Genomic DNA, 15976 nt, shown 5'->3' on the forward strand with positions numbered 1-15976 from the left:
TGCGCCGCGCAGGCTGGGGGGCGACGATTGAGCGGGTCGTTACAGTCGTCCCATGTGCATCGCTCGGCGATGCGGCCACGTCGGCAAAGCGTAGCGTCAAGGTTCGAGTGCCATCCCCACACGTCAACTCCGAAACGCCGGCTCGCTCAAGTCTGGCGACCAGGGAGGTAAGCTCTTCAGTGTTCATCATTGCCCTCCTTTGAAGCTGCGTCCCACAGCGATAGCAGTCTTTCCAGGTAGTGGATGTCTGCGCCGCCAGCGACGAAGGTGGGTTCATCCATCAGCTTGCGATGCAATGGCACAGTTGTCTGAATTCCTTCGATCCGAACCTCGTCAAGCGCGGCCTTCATTCGCGCTATGGCCTCCTCCCGAGTGACGCCATGTACCACGAGCTTCGCAATGAGGGAGTCATAGTGCGGTGGCACGACATAGCCCGGATACACATGTGAATCCACGCGGACACCCGGCCCGCCAGGTGCAATCCAATCGAGGATTTCTCCGGGGCAGGGCGTGAACTTCCATGGGTGCTCGGCGTTGATGCGGCATTCAATGGAGTGGCCGGAAAAGGAGACATCRCACTGCTTCACGCTGAGCTTCTCGCCGCGCGCAATGCGAAGYTGTTCGGCAACGATGTCAATACCGGTGACGAGTTCGGTCACGGGATGCTCGACCTGAACACGCGTATTCATCTCGATGAAGAAGAATTCACCGTTTTCGTACAGGAACTCGAACGTGCCGGCGCCGCGGTATCCAATCTGGACGCACGCTTGCGCGCAGAGCTCTCCGATCTTTGCTATCTCGCTTMGGGCGATGCCTGGTGCCGGAGACTCTTCAATGAGCTTCTGATGACGTCGTTGCGTGGAGCAGTCTCGCTCACCCAGCCAGACGGCATTGCCGTGCGTGTCGGCCAAGATCTGGATTTCGACGTGGCGCGGCGTCTTCAGATACCGCTCCAGATAGACAGTGGGATTCCCGAATGCGCGGCCAGCTTCCTCCCGCGTCACCGCTACCGCATTGACCAACTCGGCAGGGCTCTCGACGACGCGCATACCTCTACCGCCACCACCGCCCGCCGCCTTGACAATAAGCGGGTATCCGACGCGCTCTGCGACGTCAACAATGCGGTCTGGTTCTTCTGACAGTGGGCCATCTGAGCCAGGAACGCAGGGAACACCAGCTTTTGCCATGGCCTGCTTGGCGCTCACCTTGTCACCCATCAGCCGGATGGATTCGGAGGTCGGTCCCACGAAAACAAGTCCGGCGCTCTCGACTGCAGCAGCAAACGAGGCATTCTCGGAGAGAAAGCCGTATCCAKGATGCACGGCTCCCGCGCCTGTTGCCTTCGCGGCGAGAAGAATCTCTTGGTGATTCAGGTAGCTCTTCGACGATGGAGCAGGGCCGATGCATATCGCCTTGTCCGCCAATGCGACATGTCGAAGCGTGGCATCCGCCTCGGAGTGAGCCGCTACCGTCTTGAGTCCGAGTTTGCGACAAGCACGCAGAATTCTCAGTGCAATCTCACCACGGTTCGCTATGAGGACAGTATCAAACATGGGCTGCCTCCAGCTTCTCGATGACAAATAGCGGTGTGTCGGCGGAGATCGCCGCGCCGTCGGCAACGAGAATCTCCGCAATCCGTCCTGCACGGTCGGATTCAATCGGGTTGAGCAGCTTCATTGCTTCCACGATTGCCAAGGTTTGGCCTTCCTCGACGGTGTCACCAACCGACACGAACGAGGGTTGGTTCGGGGCAGGAGAGCGATAGAAGGTGCCAATCATCCCCGCAATCACACTATTTCGAGTGGTCGTCGCCGTGGGGGCCTCGGGGCCGTCGGCCTCTTCCGCCAACGCAGGCGCCAGATCCGCCACAAGTTGTTCGGACGTCCCGGCGGTGGGGCTAGGGCGTGATGAGCGCCTCTCGAGCTTCACCTGTCGCTGCCCGTCGCCATATTCGATTTCGCTGAGCGCCGTTGAGCTTTCAAGGACGTCGAGCAGCGTTTGCACGAACTTCAGGTCCATGTGTTCCTCAGCTGAATGACTTGACCACGATGCCAGCGCCCTCGAGCGTGCAACGGACTTTCGCCGCCATCTGGATGGCACCGGGCGTGTCGCTATGGACGCAGATGGTGTCAATCTGGACGGGGAGAAGCTTCCCGGAAATAGTTTCAATGGCGCCGGCCCGGACCATCCGCAGCATGCGGGCCGCCGCTTCGTCGCCGTCGTGCAGCACTGCGCCGGGCACGGAGCGATGTACCAGGTTCCCCTCCTCGGTATATGCACGGTCGGCGAAGACCTCGCGCCGCACAGAYAAGCCCATCTCGGAAGCCACGCGCTCCATTGCAGCGCCAGCGAAAGTCATGCAGGTAAGGCTCGGGTCGACCGCCTTGATTGCACGTGCAATKGCTTTCGCGACGGCTTCGTCAGTCTGCGTCAGGTTTCCGAGCGCACCGTGTGCCTTGACGTAGGTAATCGGGTGACCGGCATATCGGGACAGCGCTTGCGCCGCGCCAATCTGATACGYAACCAGACGTTCAATTTCGCCGTGCGTGAACGGAATGACGCGACGACCGAAGCCCCACAGGTCGGGGAAGCCAGGATGGGCGCCCACAGCGACGCCACGAGCCTTTGCCAGCGCGAACGTCTTCGCCATGATTTCCGGGTCGCCCGCGTGCAATCCACAAGCGACATTGGCGGAGGTGACAATCTCGAGGATGGCAGCATCATCGCCCATACGGTAGGCGCCGAAACCCTCACCCATATCGGAATTAAGGTCTACTTCGATGGCGCTATTTTGTGTGCTCATGATTCTCGGTTCCTTGTTGAGGTTTGGGAGGCGGCTGGCTAGGCGCGCCCGGACATCATTGCCAGGGTGTCCCTGATGCGTAGTTCTTCGTCGCGTCTCGTTTGAAGTGCGGCTATCGCAGTATCAATGTCGGTGAGCCCGAATCGAATTCCGCAACCGATAGGAGCTTGCGAGAGCTTCCACAAGTCGGCTTCAATCACAGTGGCAATCTTCGGGTAGCCGCCGCACGTATTAGCTTCTGCAAGCTGGACGATGGCTTGACCCGACGGGGGGACCTGAATGGTTCCTGCGACGATGCCGTGAGAGAGCAGTTCGACGTGCTGCGATTGGTTCAGCACCGGTCCGTTGAGTCGATATCCAACGCGATTTGCGTCTGGCGTCACCTTGAACACATCTTGCAAGAAGGCCGTCTGCGACTCGGGCGTGAATCGCTCGAACTCCGCAGCAGGCAGTACACGGACGGTGATGCAGTTCGTGCTCAATTCATCCCAATAATCGAGCAAGCCCTCAGGAACCACGCCGAGCCCGACCTTCCAGGGACGGTCCGAAGCCGATAGCTCATTGCCGACCGCCAGGCGGTCCCCACGCATCAAGCCGCGACCCGAGGCACCACCGAAGGTGCCTTTCAGGTCGGTCGACTTCGAGCCCATGATTGGTTTGACGTCGATGCCGCCACCAATGGTCAAGTAGGCTCGGGCCCCGCGCCGCGGGCGCTCGATGACAAGGGTCTGCCCCGCCGAAGCAGTACGGCCCCACCAGGGCGCGAGGCGGTGTTCGTCCAGGCTTGCCTTGGCGTCTGCGCCTGTCACGGCAAAACGTGTGTCCTCGTGGAACTTGACGCGAAATGGGAACAGGTTGATTTCGATGCCCGCTTCCCCACGGTCATTTCCTACCAGCGCGTTACCGATTGACAGGGCGAAAGGGTCCATGGCGCCGCTGCGGCTGACGCCGTAACGCATGCATCCGTAGCGTCCGAGGTCCTGCACTACGTTTGGCGCACCGTTCGAGAGAATCTCTATCACGCCACAATCTCCTTGATGCTGAATCTGACCGTGTCCCCGGGCGCGAGCAAGCACGGACTGTCCTTGGTTGCGTCAAACATCTCCCGGTCGGTCATGCCGACGAGATGCCAGCCTGACGGCGCTGTGCATGGCATGACGCCGGCCTGGCTGCCGCCCACAATCACCGAGCCCTTCCGGACCTTCATGCGTGGCGTGCTTCGGCGAGGCACTGAAAGCGCTTCCGGAAGTCCCGTCATGTACGCGAATCCGGGCATTGAGCCAACGCACGCAACGGTGTAGACCCCTGAGCTATGCCGAAGGACATACTCGTCTATGGTGAGTGCCGCGCCTTCTGCGAGGTTCTTCAAGTCCTCGCCATACTCGCCGCCGTAGGTGACGGGGATGTCGAAATGCCTGCCGCAGCGGTGCGACGGCGTTGCGGACTCCMATAGCTGGCGCATCAGCGCCTGCGCTTTACGAGGGTGAAGCTGGAGGGGGTCGAATGTCAGGAGGAGGTTGTTGATGCCGAGTATCACCTCATGCGGCGTAGCCTTCCCTAAGCGCTGACGCAACTTGCTGGCCAGTGAAAGCAGGAATGACTGGATGTCGTTGTCGAAAGCGCCTGTGGAAGCGTCGAGCAAGAGCGCGCCGGAGCCCGCGGCGTGAATGTGGGCAGCGATGGTGTTGTCGGGCGCTGCCAGTTCCAGTGTGAGCGTCATGCTTGAAAGATGCCGGTTGCGAGTCGGGGTCCGGCCGCGCAATGACGCAGCGGCCGGGACTGGTCAGTGTTCCAGCGGCTTGTGAGCCGTTTCCTTGGCTGCGAGCAGGCTGGCCAAAGTGACCAGCAGGCCAGCTCCGATGTAGAGCGAGAGGGGGGTGGACGACTGATATGTCTTGTAGAGGCTGGCGAAGACGAGGGGCGCAAATCCCCCGCCGATGATGCCGCCCAGCGTCGCTGCAAGCGATGCTCCCGCATACCGGACACGCGTCGGGAACTGTTCCGTCACAAAGGCAGCTTGTGGGCCGTACATCATGGCCTGGAACAACATGCCGACTACGACGGCGATACAGATGTTCACCGGGTCGAGGGTGTTCATCAGCGCAAAGTATGCAAACGCCCAGCCAATCGACAACACGGTGCCCGCGCCATACACAAATCTCCGGCCGAGCTTGTCGCTGAGCGCGCCGAAGAGTGGCACCGAAACTGCATGGAGAGCAGCGCCGAGCATGGTTGCGGTCAGCGCCAGAGAGCGAGGCAGCTTGAGCACTGTCGTCACGTAAGTGAGCGTGAAAACCACGAGCAGGCCGTAGACAATGTCGGAGCCGATTCTCACGGCACCCGCAATCAGCAGACGCCGCCAGTAGCTGTGGAGTACTTCCTTCAGCGGCATCTTGGCTTTGCTATGGCCCCGCTCGAGCTGCTCGAACATCGGCGTCTCGTCCACGCCGCGGCGCAGCCACAGACCAAATGCAACGAGAAATACACTTGAAAGGAAAGGAATCCGCCAGCCCCACGCGTGGAACGCTTCGGTGGGGAGGAAGTAGGTGAAGAAGGTAATGAAGCCCGCACCTAGCAACGTGCCACAGGCAGGTCCAACCTGGGCGAAAGATGCATTGCGCCCACGTTGTTCCTGGCTGCCATGCTCCATCGAAAGCAGCACGGCACCCGCCCATTCACCTCCAATCGAGACGCCCTGGAGGAAACGAAGCGCGACCAGCAGGATGGGACTCCAGATTCCCCAGACTTCATAGGTGGGCAACATACCCATGAGGCCAGTCGACGCACCCATCAGCACCAACGTGGCGACCAGGACGAAGCGTCGCCCGAGCTTGTCACCGAGGTGGCCGAAGACAATGCCGCCGAAAGGCCGTGACAGGTATCCGACGGCGTAGGTCGAGAAGGCCAGGATGGTTCCAGACAACGGGTCCACCGACGGAAAGAACACGCTGTTGAAGACGAGCGCCGCCATGAGGTTGTAGACCGTGAAGTCGTACCATTCCAGCGTCGTACCAATTGAACTCGCGGCAGCGAGGCGCCGCATCTTTTGACGCGGAGCCGCGACATTGGCCAACTCGCCTGTTGGCGAAAAAATCGTTGTGTTGTCCATTACTTCAACTCCTCGCGAGACAGCTTCCACGTCAGCTGATAGCGGGCTGCATCGGCCGGCGAACAGGGAAGGGCTTCGATGGCATGGCGCAAGGCAGCTTCGTTCGAAGCGGAGTTGCTGCTTTCGATGATGTAGAGCGGACGCATCTTGCGCGTGGCAAGGTCCTCAAGGGGGAGCGGGCGGCTGAGCTCGTCATTCGGGCTGATGAGGTATGAGCGGACGAACGCATTGTCTTCCGCAAGTAGGGCCCCCACGTTCTTGCAATTCCCTTCCACGTCAGGAGTGGCGGCATTCAGCGGGAGCACTGCGACCCAACCTCCACTGCCTTGACCGACGTCTGCGGAAACGTCGCCAATCCGGCGCGTTGGGAGGAGCATTTTCGGCAGTACCTTCATGGACCAGGGAGTCTGGTTCTTGAAGGCATGGGAATATGCCGGTGAAGAAAATACTGAAATCGATTCCGCCCAATACAGGCCCAGATATTTCGGACGACCAGTTACCGCAATATAACGAGCCGCCGAGATAACTCCTTCCATCCGGACCMGCTCTTCAATATGTTCCCGGTCATACCAGGCGTTGAAATCTATTTCATCTTCAGGGCGAATATCCGATGCKACAAAAAGCATGCCAAGTCTATTCTCTGTCATTTCCCCACCTCKCTCGTTTTGGTAATTTGAATGCTACTAAGACGACGTAGTGAGGCACAAACGGGAATTTTTTCGACTACCTAATAGACTTTCTTTCGACCCTTAAGGGTTGGTGCACCAGGGCGATCGAAAATGGGGCATTTCTGGTGCATCAAGTGCCTTCTGGAGCTTTTGTGGCGAGGGTAATCCCTATTCATCTGGCCATGGAAGACTTCGGTTTATTCGGAATATGGGGGCTAGGGTAATCCCTGGGAGGGGCTCAAGGTGCTCCCGGAACCAAGAAATGCTGCGTGCGGATCGGTGAGTCCGCATCAATGCGGCGAGAATGATGCGGGCATTGAGCGCATAAATCGGTCTGCTTCMTGRCAAGCCAATTCGGCGACAAGTTTGATGGCGTCGGATTCGCGGCTTTCCAGATAGCTGACAATCAGGCCCTGAGGCGGGAGCGGCATGTCAGTTTCGATAATCCGCAGCTCACCCCTGACAACCTCCTCGCGTACCGGCGGCAGTGGTATTAATGCGTTTCCAAAACCGCATCGCACCAGTCGAGCAAGCGCAGCTATCGAATTAACGCAATGCACCTTTCCCATTGGCACACCAGCGCGCCGATACACGTCCCTAAGCACAAGGTAAGGCTGAGAGCCACGGCTCATTGTGACCACTGGTTGGGTAAGCAGCTCCCGGACGGCTACCTTGCGCTCGCCTTTATTGCCAGGCCCAACCCATCCCATCCGCATTGGGAGGCAGGTCGTGCTAACGACACCATCTCCGGCCAGCTGGTCGGTCTGGAGGGCAATATCGACATCCCCGTCGCGAAGACTCTTGTTCAGTCGGTCGGTGGACTCAGAACTCAGCTGGACTTCAATTCCCGGATAGGATGACTGGAGATGCTCGATGAAGCCCACGAGCCAAGTGTGGACCACGGTATCAATTGCACCGATGCGAACACTGCCGAGCACGTTCTGGTCCGACTGTCCGAGCTGCATGATGTACTTCTGCATCTCGAGAACCCGCTCGCCAAGCGGTATCAGCCGCATGCCTACCGGCGTCAGGCGCAAGTCCCCCGCATCTCGGGAAAAAACCCGGGCGCCGATTTCTTCCTCCAGTGATGCAATACGATTGGAAATCGTGGCCTGGGTGATGTGGAGCTTTTCGGCAGCGGCGCGAAAGCTACCTAACTGCACGACAAGGATGAAGCTCTCAAGAAAGCGAGTGTTCATGTGAGTACAAGGCCCGGTTTCATGCCGCTGCAACTACCTTCCGGCGCTACGGCGACGTCAGCGGCGCTCAGCACTTGTTACGAACGCATCGATGCGTCGCCACATMTCCACCGGATTGGAGTACATCGGAAAGTGGCCACAATCGCTGATTTCCGCGAGTTCKACGCCGGACTTGGCCAGGAGCGGCAAGTACGTCAGATAACTATTCTGTTCACCGTACATGAACATCCTCGGGAAAGGTAACGACAAGAACTTGCCCATGAGGTCGCCATGGTCCGACAGGTGCACCATCGACGTGAAGATGCCGGACACCGCCTGCGCACGGACCTTGTGACGCAGACTTGCGGCGTAAAGCGGCGAAGAGTACTGCGAGGAGTGCCAGTTTCGTTCGATGAAGTCGTTGAAGAACGCTTGAGTGTCATCGGCGGGGAAGTCCACAATCTGCCTGCTCAGGAAGCAGTCTTCCGGTGCGACGTTGCCCTCGATGTCCACAAAGCTCAATACTCGGTCGCGCAACTCATGCGCAAGCATCAGCGCTGTGAGTMCACCCATGGAGTGCCCGACCAAATGAAAGCGGTCGATGCCTGCATGGGCGAGCATCGCTTTGGCCGTCTCGACCAGGAAGGGAATACACACCTTGCGAAGGTCGCCACAGGCAGTCTCTCCACAGCCAGGTGCATCATAGGCAAGGAAGGGACGGCCACCGAATGCACGATTGATGGAGATGTCTGCGTAGTCTTCCTTCGTGGACCCGAACCCGTGCAAGAACACGATAGGCGCGCGCTCACCCGGACGACTGATGGCAGCGATTTTAAGCGCCACGCCGTCGACCTCCATCGATACAGTTTCCTTCCGGGTGTTTCTGTTCGTCGTTATCATTGGGATGCTGTTATCCTGAATTCCACAAGTGTCAATCGACCGTGGCGCCATATTGTTGTGTCGCGACGTAGGGCCAGTGATGTTGCCGACCCTACTTCCAATCTCACTCAAGAGACAGGCAGAACCGACGAATGGCTTCGCAGGCCTTACGCAGCGAATCGTTGTCCAGCGCGTATGCGATGCGGATGTATGGACCGAGCCCGAATGCGGAGCCGTGTACCACGGCGACGTTCGCTTCCTCAAGCAGTGCAAGCGCAACATCCTCGTCTGTGCGAAGCAGCGTGCCTGCGGGCGTGGTCTTGCGGAGCAGCCCTTCACACGAGGCAAACGCATAGAATGCGCCGCCCGGTACGGCACAACTCAGTCCCGGCGTATTGTTCAGCAGGTGCACCATCATGTCTCGCCGCGCCTGAAATACGGCCTTCGAGTCGCAGATGAAATCCTGAGGGCCTTGCAACGCGGCGAGAGCAGCATGCTGCGAGATTGAGGAGGCGCCAGAGGTTTGCTGTCCTTGCAGCTTCTCCATCGCCTCGAGCAGCCAGGCCGGCCCGGTGCCAAAGCCGATGCGCCAGCCGGTCATGGCATAGGCTTTGGAGACGCCGTTCATGGTCAGCGTMCTGTCCTTGAGGCGCGGTTCCACCTGAGCCATGGTATGGAACTGCGCGCCATCGAAGGTGAGATGCTCGTAGATGTCATCCGACAGTATGAGCACGTGGGGATGGGCCAGCAGTACTTCGGCCAGCCCTGCCAACTCTGCTTGCGAGTAGACGGCACCGGTCGGGTTCGATGGGGAATTGAGAATCAGCCAACGAGTGCGCGGCGTGATGGCTTTGCCCAACGCGGCAGGCGTCAGCTTGAAGCCTACCTCGGCGCCACACTGTACGACCACCGGCGTGGCCCCACACAGCTGAACCATCTCGGGATAGCTCACCCAATAGGGCGCAGGGACGATGACCTCGTCGCCGGTGTTCAACGTGGCGGCCAGGGCGTTATAGATGACCTGCTTGCCGCCCGAGCAGACGATGGTGTCCTGCCAGCTTGTATCGAGGCMGTTCTCGCGTTTGAACTTCTCGGCGATGGCTTCCCGCAAGGCGCGCAGTCCCGCGACCTGAGTGTAGCGAGTATGGCCGCTGCGAATGGCGCCGATGGCCGCCTCACAAATGTGACCCGGCGTGTCGAAATCGGGCTCTCCCGCACACAGGGAAATAATCTTTGCACMGGTCGCGCGCTTTGCTGCGACGCGGTCCATCATGCGGTAGGTGGCCGACGGCTGGGCGTTGGCAAGATTGACGTTCAAACGCTGCTGTTCGGCTGCCATCACGCCTTCCTCTGCAAGGTATGGTAGCCAAGGGCTTCGCGCGCTTCACCCAGTGTCTTGCCGTTGGCAATGTGCTCGCGAATCTGCGATTCCACATCTTCAATCTTGCGTGCTAGTTCCGCGACTTCCTTGGCGCGCTMACGCGGAATGACGACGACGCCGTTGGCATCCGCTACAACGATATCGCGAGCGCAGACGCGGGCAGTGCCCACCGAAATCGGTGTGTTCACGGAATCGACCTGCACGCGGTCCTTGCCGGTGCGCATGAACCGGCCGCGCGTAAAGAGCGGGTAGCCGTCGCCGAGAGCTTTCGTCACGTCTCGACAGACACCGTCAATCACCGTCCCGGCGATGCCGCGTGCCCCCGCGTACTGCGTCATGATGTCGCCCCAGACTGTGCAGTCTGTGCGGCCGTCATTGTCGATGACAATGACGTCGCCGGGGTTCACATCGTCAATGAAGTCGCCGACGGTGCCGGGAGGGGTACTGGCGGACACGTACTTGACCGTGAAAGCCGGGCCGACCACAGGCTTGCGGTAGTTGTCCAGCGGCGCAATATCCAGGCACTGACCGGGCAGACCAAGCCGGTCCATCGCATCKGACACGCCAGGGGTGTCCAGGCCCTCGAAAAGGGATACCAGATCCTTGTCAGTCATTTTGCCTCCTTGCTGTTGATGGCTTCGAATTCCTTGTCGTGCATGACTTCTTCGACGGAGCGTCCAGCGCGCACTGCCTGCACCATGCCGTCCTGGCGACGCGCGATACGCTCTCCCAGGTCGAGCACTTCCTCAATTCGGCTCGCGGGGACGAAGACGGTGCCGCAACGGTCTGCGATGACATAGTCGTCCTCGTTGACGACCACACCCGCAAACTCGACGGGCTTGCCGGCGTCGACCTGCACCACGCGGTTTCGGGCGCTGATCATCGTGACGCCGCGGCCGAACACGGGATACCCGATGGATTCGCTGCCTTCGATATCGCGGCTCACGCCGTCGATAACGGAGCCTCGCACCCGCTTTGCTGCCGCGGCGTTGGCGAGGATGTCACCCCAGCAAGAGATGCCATCGATGCCGCCGGCGATTACCAGAATGCGATCATCAGTCTGAATCTGGGCGACTACCGGCGTGATGAGATGCGCGGTCGGTTTTGCATCGGTCTTGGGGCCAAGTTGTATGGTGCTCGCGCGACCCACAATCTTGGGGCAGTCCCAAAGCGGGCGAATGCCAAAGGTTGCACCAGGGAGATTGAGGAAGTCGAGGGCGTCCGAAACCGTATTGGTGTCGAGCGATGCCAGGCGGTCCAGCAGTGAAGGTGTACTCATGAGGAGAGGGTGTGTGGGGTTGCCATGTTCATACTGTCGGCGCTAGAGTTGTGAATGTAAATTCCGAATCCAGTAACCTTTCGATACGCCAAACCTATCAATCGTCATGATTAACTTCAGGCTTGTCCGGCATCTCTATCTGTTCCTCGCGGTGGCTGAAGAAGGGAATTTCGGGCGTGCCGCGAAGCGGCTTGGAATGTCCCAGCCGCCGCTGACGGAGCAGATTCAGGTGTTGGAACAGGCGCTTAAAGTGAAGCTCTTCGAGCGCGGCAGGAAGGGAGCGTCCCTGACTCCGGTTGGGGCGGCAATCCTCCCCGCGGTACGCAAGTTCGCAGAGCAACTGGACCGTCTCGAACTCGCAGTGCAGGAAGCAATTGCCGGCAGCACGGGTGTGCTAACGATTGGCGCGATCTCGTCGGCGCTGGTCGATACGTTGCCCGGCTTGATTGACGCACTGGGGAAGAGATTTCCTCAGTTGACCGTCTCAGTCAGGGAGATCGACAGCGTCGACGCGGTGCCAGCGCTGGAGAGGGGCGACATCGACTTGGCCTTCGCGCGACTCGAAGGCGACTTGGGGTCAACCATTGGCGCCGTTCCGCTGAAACAAGACCGACTCGCCGTTGCTCTACCGAAGACCCACAGGCTCGCGGACCTGCCCAGGGTTCGTCTCGCGAGCCTCTCCGAGGAGCCATTCGTCATCTTTTCTCGTGCTGTCAGTCCGACGTACTTCGACAGTATCATCGCAACTTGCMGCGCCGCGGGTTTTTCGCCGCGCATACTCCACGAAGTACGAACCGTTGCTACTCAGGTGGCGTTTGTTGGCTGTGGGCAAGGTATTGCGCTCGTGCCATCGTCTATGAAGAAGGCCGCACCCGAGAGCGTTGTTGTTCGTCCGTTAAAGGAGGCCGTCAATGTCGTCACCACCGCGATGGCCTGGTCGAAGAGCAGGCAKAGCCCTGCCGTTGAAGCCGCCATCGACATCCTTTCGAGTGGGAAAGTGGCTGCGTCGAAGTTAATCCAGCCACGCCAGGCGGGATAGGGGCCACCAGACTAACCATAGGTTTAGCGTATCGAATCCATCCGGTATTTGGAATTTACAGAAGTGAGGCGTTGCCGGAGAGTTCGCACATCACCGCGACCTTTCCAGGAGATGCCAGTGGCAACGTCCAACCTAGTAATCAATCCCGTTCCAGACCTCGCGCCTGCCGAAGTTATCGAGGCTTTCCGGAACGTGGTCACGCCGCACATCAGCGACAACCTGCAGCGGTTGTCCGGCGTAACAGGCCTGAAGCGATACAACCGCAGCCGCAAGCTTGTCGGTACGGCCATCACGGTAAAGGCTCGACCGGGTGACAATCTCCTGATTTACAAGGCCTTGATGGAGTTGCAACCCGGCCACGTTCTGGTTGTCGACGGCGGCGGTGATTGTACGAACGCCCTTGTGGGCGAGCTCATCATGCAATACGCGGCGGCGCGGGGCTGCGCCGGCTTTGTCCTGGACGGCGCCATCCGCGACACGGCCGCGTTCCATGACGCAGATTTCCCGTGTTACGCGAGGGGTGTCAGCCATCGAGGGCCCTACAAGATKGGACCGGGGTCCATGAACGCGCCAGTGACGATTGGGGGCCAGATTGTCTCTCCAGGCGACGTCGTTGTTGGAGATGAGGATGGCGTAGTCTCATTMCCGGTGTCTCAGGCAAGCGCTCTGCTGGATGCAGTCGCCCTCACCGCGAAGAACGAGCGGAAAATCATGGCAGAAATCGCGGGCGGCGTGAGGGAGCAGGAGTGGCTTCGCAAGGTGCTTGAGCCTCACGGCCTGTACTGATTTAGCGGTGAAGAAAKGGAGCTGTTCAGTTCGCCTCCCGAGCTCTCGACAATCAGGGCGCTTCCATGGCACCTGGAGACCGTCGCCTCATTGTCCAGTGCTTTCAGTATCCCTAGGTTGCCTGTTCGTCGGCCCCCAAATGCTTCGCAATGGGGGCCTCTTGCCACCGTACCAGAGGGGCGCCGGGCAGGTGCGGGGGCACTTAATCTGGCGACTTGCTTAGATGCTCGACCAGGAGTGCGGCCGAGCCGGAAGGCGCGCGGGCAGCGCTCGTGGCGATCAGAAGGCGTCTTTCTGCCCAGGCATCCTCGAGCCAAATGGCTTTCAAGCCCATAGGCTCCAGCTTCCGGAAGCAAACTCCGAGCGGCAGTACACCAATGCCCAGATTCGAGGCAATCATTTCCGACATCGCGTCGAAGCTGCGCACCTGGACTCGCAGCCGCAAAGGGAAGCCGATGTCGTGGGCGGCGCTGGAAATTGTGTTCAGCAATGAGCTTCCGCGATTCAGGCCGACAAAGTCATACGACAGGCAACTCCGGAAGTCGACTTTGTCGACTGCTGCCAGGGGGTGGGTCTTGGAGCAAAGGACGACCAGACGGTCCGTCCGATACGGAAGCACGTTCAGCCCGTGTGTCGGCGCGCCMTCGACGAATATTCCCACGTCGGCCAATCCTTCTACCAAGGCGCGAACGATGTCTCCACTAAGCTGCTCTTCCACMTCGACGCGGGTGTCCGGGTAGAGATGGAGAAAGCTTTCCAACGCGGAAGGCAGAAATTCGACCAAGGCAGACATGTTTGCCCATAGCCGGACGTGTCCCCGCGACCCGCTCGAATATTCGCTTAGCTCATTGCTAAACAGCTCGAACCCTTGGAACAGTCGCATCGCATGCTGGAGAGCGACATGTCCGGCCGGCGTCAGGCGTATCCCGTGCACCGTTCTCTCCATGAGAACGGCCTTGGACGCCGCTTCGAAATCGGAAATGCGGCGGCTCGCAGCCGAGAGCGCCAAATTGCACCGCTCAGCCCCCTTCGTGATGCTGCCGGTCTGAGCTACGGCGCAGAAGAGACGCAATGTGACGAAATCGACGCGGGCGGGGTTGATGAAGTCCTGTGACATGGACACATCCTAGCARGAAAKCGCACATGCATCCTTCGCAAAACGCGAAGGATGCATGTGAAATTAGGAATTCCGCCCAATCGCCCAGCGCGCATACATTCGCTTCATTCGCGGAATTGCAAGAAGGAGACTCCCGTGATTCACCATTTGGACCATCTCGTACTGACCACGAGCAACGAGCAGGCATGCGTAGACTTCTACGTTGGCCTGCTGGGAATGACACTCGAGACATTCGGAGAAGGCCGCAAAGCCTTCAAGTTCGGCGAGCAGAAAATCAATCTGCATGTGAGGGGCAAGGAATTCGAGCCGAAGGCCCATCTTCCCGTGCCTGGCGCGCTGGACCTCTGCTTTATCGCGGCGATTGCGCTGGATGAAGTCATCGCGCAACTGAATGCCCGCGGCGCTCACATCATCGAAGGGCCAGTGGCCCGCACCGGGGCCAACTACCGCATTCGCTCGATCTACCTGCGCGACCCCGACCTCAATTTGATTGAAATCTCCGAGAGGGCCGACGCATGACTGGCGCAAAGTCCGACCGCACTATCGTTGGCTTCGTTGGCCTTGGCCAGATGGGCAAGCCAATGGCGCTGAACCTTATTCATGCCGACACGGACCTGCTGGTCGCGTCGAAGCTGCAAGACGCCTATCCGGAATTGCGGGCGGCGGGAGCTACGACGACTGAAGACCTCGCCGGATTGACCGACGCGCATATCGTGTTCCTGAGCCTGCCAGGCACGGCATCAGTACTCGATGTGCTGTTCGGCGAGGGCGGTTTGGCATCGCTGCTTCGCCCGGGGTCTATCGTCGTCGATACMAGCACCATGGAGCACGGTGCCACGATGGACATCCATGCTCGTCTTTCGGCTGCCGGCATCGCGTTMCTGGATGCGCCGGTGTCGGGTATGCAATCGCGCGCGGAAGCAGGAACGCTGACTGTCATGTGCGGCGGCGCCGAAGAGACATTCGAAACGGTCAGGCCGTGGCTCGAACGTATGGGCAACAACATTCTGTACATGGGTGACGCAGGCAGCGGACAGCTGACGAAACTCGTCAATCAGTTGCTGTTTGATATCAACTGTGCCGCGCTCGCAGAGATCCTGCCCATGTCGCGAAAGATGGGACTTGACCCGGAGAAGATTGCATCAGTCATCAACAGCGGCACGGGGCGCAGCTACGCCTCGGAATTCTTCCTGCCGCGCATCCTGGCACGCCACTTCAGCGACGGCTATCCGCTCAAGGCCGCCTACAAGGACCTGGTTAGCGCCGCCGAGCTTGGTGCGCGCCACTGCATCCCCATGCCGGTCCTTGCTGCCGCGACCGCGACCTATCAAATAAGCCTTCTGGCCGGCCACGGTACCAGCGACAAGGGCGCAATGACCCGATTCTTTGAAGACATGCTGGCMGTGCAGTTCGGCGCCGCAGCACCCCACATGGAGAACCAACATGGCTGAACCGCTTGGCCTCGACAATGGACTGACGAACTACGGTGACCGTGACTTCGCGCGTTACCTGCGCCGCTCGATGGCGCACTCGATGGGCATTTCTGGAGAGCTGCTCTCGCGACCCGTAATCGGCATCGCAGCTTCCCCTAGCGATTTCAACAACTGCCACCGCTACATGCCGCAACTGGTGGAAGCGGTTTCGCGTGGGGTGCTGGCCGCGGGCGGCCTTCCGCGCATGTTCCCCACTGTTTCTCTGGGCGAAGTGTTACTTAACCCGACGAGCATGGTCTACCGC

18 protein-coding genes are annotated in these 15976 nt (G+C 59.7%); 5 read left to right on the plus strand and 13 right to left on the minus strand.

All coding sequences use genetic code 11. The features are described from left to right. Positions 1–176: 176 nt before the first annotated feature. From accC to AC1DKV_RS32270, 12 genes are all read right to left on the minus strand, one after another. Positions 177–1553 carry an acetyl-CoA carboxylase biotin carboxylase subunit gene (gene accC / locus AC1DKV_RS32215; RefSeq protein ID WP_477138905.1) on the minus strand — a complete coding sequence of 459 codons (1377 nt, stop codon included), beginning with the start codon at positions 1551–1553 and terminating at the stop codon, positions 177–179. Beyond that, entirely contained in the window at positions 1546–2019 is a 474-nt protein-coding gene (locus tag AC1DKV_RS32220) for an acetyl-CoA carboxylase biotin carboxyl carrier protein (protein ID WP_441619884.1), read from the minus strand. Before AC1DKV_RS32220 ends, accC begins: the two co-directional genes overlap by 8 nt. 7 nt (positions 2020–2026) lie before the next feature. Beyond that, positions 2027–2803: a LamB/YcsF family protein gene (locus tag AC1DKV_RS32225; protein ID WP_477138906.1), complete on the minus strand. Its 777-nt coding sequence runs from the start codon at positions 2801–2803 to the stop codon at positions 2027–2029. A 38-nt stretch (positions 2804–2841) separates the two neighbouring features. Continuing rightward, positions 2842–3825: a 5-oxoprolinase subunit C family protein gene (locus AC1DKV_RS32230; protein WP_441619887.1), complete on the minus strand. Its 984-nt coding sequence runs from the start codon at positions 3823–3825 to the stop codon at positions 2842–2844. After that, positions 3822–4523: a 5-oxoprolinase subunit PxpB gene (gene pxpB, locus AC1DKV_RS32235; RefSeq protein ID WP_477138907.1), complete on the minus strand. Its 702-nt coding sequence runs from the start codon at positions 4521–4523 to the stop codon at positions 3822–3824. The genes AC1DKV_RS32230 and pxpB overlap by 4 nt, the downstream gene beginning before the upstream one ends. 63 nt (positions 4524–4586) lie before the next feature. Beyond that, positions 4587–5846, minus strand: coding sequence for an MFS transporter (locus tag AC1DKV_RS32240; RefSeq protein ID WP_441620020.1), 1260 nt, complete (start codon positions 5844–5846; stop codon positions 4587–4589). A 65-nt stretch (positions 5847–5911) separates the two neighbouring features. Further along, entirely contained in the window at positions 5912–6538 is a 627-nt protein-coding gene (locus AC1DKV_RS32245) for a hypothetical protein (RefSeq protein WP_477138908.1), read from the minus strand. Between the two features lie 332 nt (positions 6539–6870). Next, positions 6871–7779, minus strand: coding sequence for a LysR family transcriptional regulator (locus AC1DKV_RS32250; protein WP_477138909.1), 909 nt, complete (start codon positions 7777–7779; stop codon positions 6871–6873). Between the two features lie 57 nt (positions 7780–7836). Beyond that, positions 7837–8616 (minus strand): alpha/beta fold hydrolase, encoded by a 780-nt coding sequence (locus AC1DKV_RS32255; RefSeq protein ID WP_477138910.1) that lies wholly within the window; start codon positions 8614–8616, stop codon positions 7837–7839. Positions 8617–8761: 145 nt separating this feature from the next. After that, entirely contained in the window at positions 8762–9976 is a 1215-nt protein-coding gene (locus AC1DKV_RS32260) for a pyridoxal phosphate-dependent aminotransferase (protein WP_477138911.1), read from the minus strand. Beyond that, positions 9976–10632 carry an RraA family protein gene (locus AC1DKV_RS32265; RefSeq protein WP_477138912.1) on the minus strand — a complete coding sequence of 219 codons (657 nt, stop codon included), beginning with the start codon at positions 10630–10632 and terminating at the stop codon, positions 9976–9978. Before AC1DKV_RS32265 ends, AC1DKV_RS32260 begins: the two co-directional genes overlap by 1 nt. Further along, complete coding sequence (locus AC1DKV_RS32270; RefSeq protein ID WP_441619899.1) at positions 10629–11297, minus strand: RraA family protein; 669 nt, start codon at positions 11295–11297, stop codon at positions 10629–10631. The genes AC1DKV_RS32265 and AC1DKV_RS32270 overlap by 4 nt, the downstream gene beginning before the upstream one ends. 106 nt (positions 11298–11403) lie before the next feature. Here AC1DKV_RS32270 and AC1DKV_RS32275 point away from each other — a divergent pair, with 106 nt between their 5' ends. Further along, positions 11404–12336, plus strand: a complete 933-nt coding sequence (locus AC1DKV_RS32275; protein WP_477138913.1) for a LysR family transcriptional regulator — start codon at positions 11404–11406, stop codon at positions 12334–12336. Positions 12337–12447: 111 nt separating this feature from the next. After that, positions 12448–13122 carry an RraA family protein gene (locus AC1DKV_RS32280; protein WP_477138914.1) on the plus strand — a complete coding sequence of 225 codons (675 nt, stop codon included), beginning with the start codon at positions 12448–12450 and terminating at the stop codon, positions 13120–13122. Positions 13123–13324: 202 nt separating this feature from the next. Here AC1DKV_RS32280 and AC1DKV_RS32285 read toward each other — a convergent pair whose 3' ends face one another. After that, a complete protein-coding gene (locus AC1DKV_RS32285) occupies positions 13325–14239 on the minus strand; it encodes a LysR family transcriptional regulator (RefSeq protein WP_477138915.1) in 915 nt (304 codons plus the stop codon). A 135-nt stretch (positions 14240–14374) separates the two neighbouring features. Here AC1DKV_RS32285 and AC1DKV_RS32290 point away from each other — a divergent pair, with 135 nt between their 5' ends. The 3 genes from AC1DKV_RS32290 to AC1DKV_RS32300 form a co-directional block, all read left to right on the plus strand. Continuing rightward, positions 14375–14758 carry a VOC family protein gene (locus AC1DKV_RS32290; RefSeq protein WP_441619907.1) on the plus strand — a complete coding sequence of 128 codons (384 nt, stop codon included), beginning with the start codon at positions 14375–14377 and terminating at the stop codon, positions 14756–14758. Next, a complete protein-coding gene (locus AC1DKV_RS32295; protein ID WP_477138916.1) occupies positions 14755–15690 on the plus strand; it encodes an NAD(P)-dependent oxidoreductase in 936 nt (311 codons plus the stop codon). Before AC1DKV_RS32290 ends, AC1DKV_RS32295 begins: the two co-directional genes overlap by 4 nt. Further along, a partial coding sequence (locus tag AC1DKV_RS32300; RefSeq protein WP_477138917.1) for a dihydroxy-acid dehydratase domain-containing protein occupies positions 15683–15976 on the plus strand: 294 nt, incomplete at its 3' end. The genes AC1DKV_RS32295 and AC1DKV_RS32300, both read left to right, overlap by 8 nt.

The organism is Cupriavidus sp. 05T41, from assembly GCF_056396525.1.